Source organism: Nocardiopsis sp. TNDT3 (genome assembly GCF_003427465.1).
GTDB classification, from domain to species: Bacteria; Actinomycetota; Actinomycetes; order Streptosporangiales; family Streptosporangiaceae; genus Nocardiopsis; species Nocardiopsis dassonvillei.
Genome location: NZ_QPFC01000766.1, coordinates 1 through 7,244 on the forward strand (window position 1 = coordinate 1; position 7,244 = coordinate 7,244).

General features: G+C 75.0%; 6 protein-coding genes. 4 read left to right on the forward strand and 2 right to left on the reverse strand.

Going from position 1 to position 7,244, the window contains the following annotated elements; all coding sequences use genetic code 11:
* The 4 genes from DQW06_RS18920 to DQW06_RS18935 all read left to right on the forward strand — a co-directional run.
* The coding region (locus DQW06_RS18920; protein WP_117199020.1) for an SDR family oxidoreductase at positions 1 to 1,812 on the forward strand (1,812 nt) is incomplete at its 5' end.
* A gap of 48 nt (positions 1,813 to 1,860) precedes the next feature.
* Complete coding sequence (locus tag DQW06_RS18925) at positions 1,861 to 2,721, forward strand: TauD/TfdA family dioxygenase (RefSeq protein ID WP_013153262.1); 861 nt, start codon at positions 1,861 to 1,863, stop codon at positions 2,719 to 2,721.
* The gene (locus tag DQW06_RS18930; RefSeq protein ID WP_013153263.1) at positions 2,718 to 3,482 is read left to right on the forward strand and encodes an SDR family oxidoreductase; all 765 of its coding nucleotides are present in this window, start codon (positions 2,718 to 2,720) and stop codon (positions 3,480 to 3,482) included. Before DQW06_RS18925 ends, DQW06_RS18930 begins: the two co-directional genes overlap by 4 nt.
* A gap of 7 nt (positions 3,483 to 3,489) precedes the next feature.
* Complete coding sequence (locus DQW06_RS18935; RefSeq protein WP_117199021.1) at positions 3,490 to 4,239, forward strand: methyltransferase domain-containing protein; 750 nt, start codon at positions 3,490 to 3,492, stop codon at positions 4,237 to 4,239.
* Between the two features lie 185 nt (positions 4,240 to 4,424).
* On the opposite strand, the gene DQW06_RS18940 is transcribed toward DQW06_RS18935, so the two are convergent.
* On the reverse strand, positions 4,425 to 5,375 hold the full coding sequence (locus DQW06_RS18940) for a D-alanine--D-alanine ligase (protein ID WP_019607117.1): 951 nt from the start codon (positions 5,373 to 5,375) through the stop codon (positions 4,425 to 4,427).
* Between the two features lie 52 nt (positions 5,376 to 5,427).
* Positions 5,428 to 6,660, reverse strand: a complete 1,233-nt coding sequence (locus DQW06_RS18945; protein WP_117199022.1) for a PLP-dependent aminotransferase family protein — start codon at positions 6,658 to 6,660, stop codon at positions 5,428 to 5,430.
* Positions 6,661 to 7,244: the final 584 nt, after the last annotated feature.

The following is a 7,244-nucleotide window of genomic DNA, read 5'->3' on the forward strand; positions in this document are numbered from 1 at the left end:
GCCCCGCCCCGGGGCGGGGCCGCGCCCGAGCGGGCACGGCCGACGGCCCTGGTCTGGGGCCTGGACGGGGCGGCCACCGACCGGCTCGTGCACCGCCACGGGCACGGCCAGGACCTGGAGGCGTTCCTGCTGGCGGCCTTCGCCGACGCCGTGCTGGGCCGCGGCGGGCACGCCCGGCTGGAGGTGGAGGTGGAGACGCACGGGCGCGACACCAGCGACGCGGGGCACGCCTACATGGACACCGTCGGCTGGTTCACCGCCGCGAAGCGGGTCGGACTCGACCGCGCCGACGGCGGCCCGGCCCTGCGGGCGCGGGCGGTCCGGCGCCTCCTGCGCGAGGCGCCCGAGCTGCCGATGGACTCCCCCGGGCCCAGACCCGAGGCGGGGTTCAACTTCCTGGGGACGTTCCGGCCGCCCGGAGACCCCTCCCTCGGCTGGACCGTGGCCCCCGAACAGGCCGGGAACGCCCGCTGCTCCGGGGGCGACCCCCTCCAGCGCCTCCGGCTCACCGCCCGCGTCGTCGAGGGCAGGCTGGTGGCCGACCTGGTGTACGCCTGGCCCGACCTGTCCCACGAGGACGCGGCGGGCGTCCTCTCCGGCTTCGGCCGCCGCGTCGCGGCCGAGGCCCTGGCGAAGCCCCCGGCGCACAGCAGGTCGCCGGTGTCGACCTCGGGGCAGCCGATGCTCCACGGGGCTCCCCACCACGGCGCGGCCGTGCGGGTGCTCCGCGAACCCGCGCGGGTCCTGCTCACCGGCGCCACCGGCTACCTCGGCACGCACCTGCTCGGCGCGCTCCTGGAGCGGGGGGCGGAGGTCACCTGCCTGGTGCGCGCCGACAGCGACGCCGACGCCGTCCGGCGGGTCGGCGCCGGGTCGGGCGGCGTCGACGCCGTGGCCGGAGACGTCACCCGGGAGGGCCTGGGCCTGTCCGGGGACGGGCTGCGCCGCGTCAGGGGGGTCCACGCCGTCGTCCACGCCGCGGCGGACGTGCGCCTGGTGGCGCCGCCCGACGAACTCGAACGCGTCAATGCGACCGCGGTCCGCGCCCTGGTGTCCTGGATCGACGCCGAGGTCCCCGGGGCGCGCCTGCACCACCTGTCGACCCTGGCCGTGTGCGGCGGCGTCGAGGGGCCCGCGCGCCGCTTCAGCGAGGCCGACCTGCGCATCGGACAGAGCTTTCGCACCCCCTACGAGAGGACCAAGTTCGCGGCCGAGGAGATCGTCCGCTCCTGGGCCGCCTCGGGCCGCCAGTGCTACGTCCACCGCAGCGGCCACATCGCCGCGCACAGCCGTACCGGGGCGTTCCAGAGCAACGTCTCGGACAACCGGGTCTACCAGCTCGTGCGCGGTTACGTCCTGGCCGGGGCGGCGCCCAGGCGCCCGTCGACCTCCTTCGTCTTCTCCCACGTGGACACGGTGGCGGCGGGGATCGCGGCGATCGCCACGCACCCGTGCGCCGTGCCCGGCGCCTACCACGTCGAGTCGCCCCACCAGGTCCCCCACGACGAACTCGTGGCCTGGCTCGCCCGGCACGGCTACCCGGTCGCGCTGACCGGCGACGAGGCGTTCGCCGCGGCGCTGGCCCGGGCCGAGCCCGACCACCCGACGGAGATCCGCCTGGCGTCGGCGTGGTCGCAGCTGGAGGAGCGCAACGTCGTCGTCGACGGTTCGCGCACCGTGTCCCTGCTCGACCGCGCCGGTGTGCGCTTCGCGGCCCCCACCCCCCGGTGGTGGTCCGCGGCCCTGGGGTGGGCGGCCCGGACAGGTTTCCTGCCCCCGGTCGCCGTCCAGGACGGCGCCACCGCCCGCTGAACGCTTCGCGGCACTCCCCGCGAACCCGCCTGACGAAGGGAACGACCCATGTCCGATGACACCGTGACCGACCTGGGATGGAACACCGAGGTCCTGGAGGAGCGGCGCCCGCTCTGGTCGCTGCCGCTGGAGAAGGAGGACACGCGACTGCTTGCGGAGGCCGCGGCGGCCGACAGCTGGGACGGCGCCGAGGAGGTGCGCGACAGGCTCCGCGCCTTCGCCGTCGAGAGCGTGCGCTCGGTGGGGTTCGCGCACGTGCGCGGCCTGGTCTCCCCCGACGCGCCCTACGCCGTGAGCGAGGCGGTCATGCGGTTCGTGCTGCGCGAGCTGGGCGAGGTCATCCCGCAGAACGCCAAGGGCGACCTGACCCACGTGCTCCGCGACCAGGACGGCGACGGGGCCACCGAGCTGGGCTTCCACTGCGACACCTGCGACGTGCTCGTCCTGCTCTGCCTCCAGCCCGCGGTGGACGGCGGGGGCGACACCAAGCTCGCCAGCGCGCGGACGGTGCGCGAGACGGTGGCGGGCGAGCGCCCCGACGTGCTCGCCACGCTGGAGCGGGACTGGACCTTCGACCGGACCGGCCGCGCCGGTCAGCAGGTCGTCGTCTCGCCGATCCTCTTCGTCCAGGAGGACGGCTCCGTGGGCTGCTACTACCAGCCCCGCACGGTGCGGACCTCGCCCGAACGGGGCGGGCCGCCCCTGAGCGAGGAGCAGTGGGAGGCCCTGGGCTTCCTGGACGAGGTCCTCTACCGGCCCGAGATCGCCTTCCGCCTGCGCCTGGAGGCGGGCGAGCTGCTGCTCATCCGCAACAACCGGGTCATGCACGGGCGCTCGCCCTACGTGGACGTGCCCGGTCCGCGGGCCCGCCGCGTGCTCAGGGCCTGGATGAGCACGGAGGTGCTGTGACCCCCCGTCCGCGCGGCGGCGGGGTCGCCGTGGTCACCGGCGGCGGGAGCGGGCTGGGCCGGGCGGGCGCCCTGGCCCTGCTCGCGGACGGGTGGTCGGTCGCGGTGGCCGGACGGCGCGCGGGCGCGCTCGAGGAGACCCTGGCCCTGGCGGGGGCGGACGCGGACCGGATGGCGGCCGTCCCGACCGACATCAGGGACCCCGACGGGGTCGCGTCGCTCTTCGCGGCCGTGCGCGAGCGCTTCGGCCGGGTGGACCTGCTGTTCAACAACGCGGGCGCGGCCGTGCCGCGCAGGCCGGTCGAGGACATGCCCCTGGACGACTGGGACAGGGTGGTGGGCACCGTCGCCACCGGAGCCTTCCTGTGCTCGCGCGAGGCCTTCCGGGTGATGCGGGACCAGTCGCCGCGGGGTGGGCGCATCATCAACAACGGCGCCCCCTCGGCCCATGTGCCGCGGCCGTACACCATCGCCTACACCGCGGCCAAGCACGCCCTGCTGGGGATGACGCGCGCCCTGGCTCTGGACGGGCGCAGGTACGGGATCGCCTGCGGGCAGATCGACGTGGGCAACGTGGCGCCGGTGGACGGGGGGCCGCAGCCCGCGGCGGTCCAGGCGGACGGGACGAGGGCCGTGGAGCCGGTGATCCCGGTGGAGCGGTTCACCGAGTCGCTGACGCTGATGGCGTCGATGCCCCTGGACGCCAACGTCCAGTTCCTCACCGTCCTGCCGACCGCGATGCCCTTCGTCGGGCGGGGGTGAGGGGCCGGTGTTCGTCAGCTCCCGCTCCTTCGAGGAGTACCGGGCGATGTTCGCGCTCTCGGACCGGGACCTGTCGCTGCGGATCCTGGACTGCCCCGGCGGGGCGGCGGGGTTCGTGGCCGGGGCGCGGGGCGCGGACGCCGTCGCCGTGGACCCCGAGTACGCCGGTGACAGGAGGGCGCTGGGCTCGCTGGCCCTGCGCGAGGCCGAGCACCGGTACTCCCTAGTCGCGCGGGGGGCGGCGGATTTCGTGTGGACGTGGTTCGGCTCCCCCGAGCGGTACACGCGGTTGCGGACCCGGGCCGCGCGCGCCTTCGCCGCCGACCTCGCGGCGCGGCCGGAGCGCTACGTCGCGGGCGCCCTGCCCGACCTGCCCTTCGCCGACCGCTCCTTCGACCTGGTGCTCAGCTCGCACCTGCTGTTCTCCTACGGGGCGCGGCTCGACGAGGACTTCCACCGGTGCGCCCTGCTCGAACTGGTGCGCGTGGCCCGGTGGCAGGTGCGCCTGTTCCCCGTGGTGCTGCACACCAGCGGGGAGAGGTACGGTGCGCTCGACCGGCTGCGGGAGTGGCTGGAGGGGCGGGGCGTGCGCACCCGGCTGGAGCGGGTCGACTACGAGTTCCAGCCCGGGGGCGACGAGATGCTCCTCCTCGACGGCCTCTGCGGCGCCGCGGGACCGCGGACGTCCCGGGACGGGCGGGGTCGCGCCTTCGGCCTGGACCCGGTGCGCTGGCGCCACCTGGAGGCGGGGACGTAGCCGCCCGGGCACCGCCGCGACGGGGTGGGGCCACGGCGTCACCACGGCGCGGGGATTGCCCTGTCCCCTCTCCAGCGGCTCGAAGGGGTGGCCGGGGCTGTCAGGAGAGGCGCTCGGGCTCCCGGAACAGGACCGGGCCGGGGCCGCCGGGAACGGCGGCGCCCGGCCCGGACGCGTCGGCGGGGTCAGCCGCGCAGCAGCGCCTGGTGGGCCAGCTCCCGGCACGCGACCGCGAAGTCCAGCCCCGCGGCGGCGGCCCCCATCGGGAAGGTGGAGGTCTCGGTCAGGCCCGGGGCCACGTTGGTCTCCAGGAAGGTGACGCGGCCGTCGGTCCCCACGATGACGTCGGTGCGGGACAGGTCCCGCAGCCCCAGGACGCGGTGCGCGGTCAGCGCCACCTCGGTGGCCTCGGCGACCGTGGCGGGGTCCAGGCGCGCCGGGCAGAAGAACTCGGTGCGCCCGGCGGTGTAGCGGGCGGCGTAGTCGTACACCCCGCCGTCGGGCACGATCTCCACCGGCGGCAGCGCCACCGGCCCGTCGCCGGTGTCGAGGACGCCCACGGCCAGCTCGGTGCCCTGCACCTGCTCCTCGACCAGGGCCGAGTCGCTGTAGGCGAAGCAGGACACCAGGGCCGCCGACAGCTCCTGCACCGAGCCGACCGGCGCCGCGCCGAACGCGGAGCCGCCCCGGTCGGGCTTGACGAACAGCGGCAGGCCCAGCCGGTCGGCGAGCCGGTCCATCAGCGCCGGAGCGCCCAGGTCGTGGAAGGCCGACTTGGGCAGGGCGGCGCCGCGCGGCACCCGCACGCCCTCGGCGGCCAGCAGCGCCTTGGCGGCGGGCTTGGAGTAGGCCAGTCGGCAGCCCCCCGGCCGGGCGCCCACGTAGGGCACCCCGACCAGTTCCAGGACCTCCCGGATGGCGCCGTCCTCGCCCGCGGCCCCGTGCAGGACGGGGAAGACCACCTGCGGCGGGTCCTGGACGAGGCGGTCCAGCAGGGTGGAGTCCACGTCGGCGACCTGGACCTCCACGCCGAGCCTGCGCAGCGCCTCGGCGACGCCGCGCCCGGAGTGGACGCTCACCTCGTGTTCGGGGGACAGGCCCCCGGCCAGGACGAGAACCCGGTCAAGGTCTGCCACGGCGCGGACCTCCTTCTGTGCTGCTGTCATGATGGGGTGCCCTCATGGGGTGTCAGGGCAGGTCCGGAGCGGGGGCCTGTGGGCCGTCTGCGCTCGGGGCCAGGGTGGTGCCGAACGTATCACGCAGGTCGATCTCACCCTCGATGGCTCCGACGAGGCGGCGCACTCCCTCGCGGATCTGCTCGGGTGTGGGGTAGCAGAAGCTCAGGCGCATGTTGGCCCGGCCGCGTCCGTCGGCGTAGAAGCCGGTGCCGGGCACGTAGGCGACCCGTTCGGTGACGGCCCGGGGCAGCATGGCCTTGGCGTCGATGCCCTCGGGCAGGGTGGCCCAGACGAAGAATCCGCCCTGGGGGCGGGTCCAGGTGCAGCCCGCGGGCATCATCGCGGTCAGCGCGTTGAGCATCGCGTCGCGGCGTTCGCCGTACATGGTGTTGAACGACTTGATCTGCTCGCGCCAGGGGAAGGTGTTGAGGTAGCGGCGCACCACCAGCTGGTTGAAGGTGGAGTGGCTGAGCATCGCCGACTCGGCGGCCAGGACGAGCTTGGCGCGCACCGCGGCGGGGGCGAGCGCCCAGCCGATGCGCAGGCCCGGGGAGAGGGTCTTGGACAGCGATCCCAGGTAGATGACGTTGCCCTCGCTCTGGGAGTAGAGGGTGGGCTCGGGGTCGCCGTCGTAGCGCAGCAGGCCGTAGGGGTTGTCCTCGACGATGAGCACGTCGTGGCGTTCGCAGGCCTCGGTCACCCGCGCGCGCCGCTCGGCCGTCATGGTGATCCCGGCGGGGTTCTGGAAGTTGGGGACGGTGTAGAAGAACTTCACCGGCCGCCCGTCCAGCTCGGCGCGGACGAGCGCCTCCTCCAGCTCCTCGGGGATCACGCCCTGCTCGTCCATGCCGACGTGGCGGATGTCGGCCTGGAAGGCGGCGAAGGTGTTGATCGCGGTGACGTAGGTGGGGGCCTCGGTCAGCACGATGTCGCCCGGGTCGACGAAGACGCGGGTGATCAGGTCCAGGGCCTGCTGGGAGCCGACGGTGACGATGACGTCGTCGGGGCTGGCGGTGATGCCCTCCAGCGTCATGTAGTCGCAGAGCTGCTCGCGCAGCACGGGGTCGCCCTGGGCGGAACCGTACTGGAGGGCCGCCGCGCCCTCCTCGGAGACGACGTCCTTGACCAGTTCGCCGATCTGGTCCAGGGGCAGAGCCGCGACGTTGGGCATGCCCCCGGCGAGGGAGACCACCTCGGGGCGCGAGGCGACGGCGAAGAGTGCGCGGACCTCCGATGCGACCATGCCCTGTGCTCGGCGTGCGTAGCGGCCGACGTGCGGGTCGATACGCGAACCCTGTTGGCTGGGCTGCTGCTCTCGGTGGTCAGCGGACACGGTCCACCTCCGAAGGAAGGTCGTTCTGTGGGGCAGGGCGGGGGGCCGCCCGGGAACTCCCTGCGTTCCCGGGTTCGACGCCCTCGCCGTCCCCGCGGTTCACACCCCGTCCACGGGAGCGGGCGCGGTGCCCGGGCTCGCGGGTGGGGCGGTCGGGTGGGCTGGGTCGCGGGTGAACACGACCCGGTAAATGCACCGAGTCTAGCCCAGCCTCGGAGGACGGGCACGGAACGGGCCCCCGCGTGCTGTTCGCCACACCGGTCACACCCGCTCCCCTCGTCCCTTCCGGTGGACTACCCGTCCGCGGCGGGTTCCACGGGGAGCGAGGCGAGAACATGGGCCGCTCTTTCCCCTGCCGTCGGCCGGCGCCCTCTGGGTGGAGGAGGTCGCGCGGACCGTGGGGCGGGGACTCTTCCGGGAACCGTCCCGGTGGAGCCCTGTCCGCCCACCGGGACGGCGGCTCACCGGGGGAGACATGGCGCGGGGGCGGGTTC

What these genes read in the sequence shown, in the direction of transcription:
- DQW06_RS18925 (WP_013153262.1), top strand. Translation starts at nt 1,861, where the DNA reads ATGTCCGATGACACCGTGACCGACCTGGGATGGAACACCGAGGTCCTG.
- DQW06_RS18945 (WP_117199022.1), bottom strand. Translation starts at nt 6,660, where the DNA reads ATGGTCGCATCGGAGGTCCGCGCACTCTTCGCCGTCGCCTCGCGCCCC.